Annotated in this window: 1 protein-coding gene; it reads right to left on the reverse strand. The window is 36.6% G+C overall.

The features are described 5' to 3' along the window. Positions 1 to 302: 302 nt before the first annotated feature. Positions 303 to 898, reverse strand: a 596-nt coding sequence (locus HMPREF1505_RS13340; RefSeq protein WP_036923909.1) for a hypothetical protein, incomplete at its 5' end; no start/stop codon positions are given.

Here is an 898-nt window from a genome sequence, read left to right on the forward strand (position 1 = left end):
TAAGGGATAGCGTCTTTATTTCCACCAAGCGTAAACCTCGTTATAATAAAGATAAGTAGTGGTGCACCTACAAGAGATGCAAAGACTGTTCCTGCTGTTGAGAAGATTTTAATTCCTCCTATTGAAAAATTATTTGCCATTGATATTATGAATTTGCGATGATACCCATATAGTTTGCATTACATCTGCCTTGTTCTCATCACAAAAGTACAAATAATCTGGGGCGTTCTCAACTTTTCATTCACATTTCTTACTTTGCAAACAATTTGTCAACTCGTAAACCAGTCCACTTGTCAACCAGTTCAATCTTTTAGCCCCAAGCGCTTCATGTCTTCTCCATAAAGACGGTTAAACTCTTTTGAAGACAATTCATGTGCAAGATAAAGTTCAACAAACTTTTTGTTAACACTGGGCTTGATGGTAATAAAATCATCCATATCTAAAGTTTCATGTCCTGACAACGCACGCTTAAAGAAGATAGGAACAGGATTATCCTTTGTACCGTAGGTTGGGTCCAACCATTGTTGACGATTTACGTAGGCTGAGAAACTTTTAATCCAGTAAAGAAAAGTTAGTCTCTGATCTTCTAAGTCTTCATACCAAAGCTTCTCTCCATGACCTCTTGGAACAGTATTATAACCGCCTATAAAAGTAACAACTCCTAAATATTTCTTATGTTCAGGAGAATAGAAAGAATACATATTATAAGTTGCCATTCGTGATTGTGCTACTCCCATAAACCATCCGCTGGTAGTGAAGACGTCGTCGTCGGTATCTATTTCAAGGCCATTTATAGGTGTTTTTACTACTATTGTGTCTGAATTCTTTATATACGTATCTGCGTAAGGGATAGCGTCTTTATTTCCACCAAGCGTAAACCTCGTTATAATAAAGATAA

It is taken from the genome of Prevotella sp. ICM33 (assembly GCF_000517825.1).
Lineage (GTDB): Bacteria > Bacteroidota > Bacteroidia > Bacteroidales > Bacteroidaceae > Prevotella > Prevotella melaninogenica.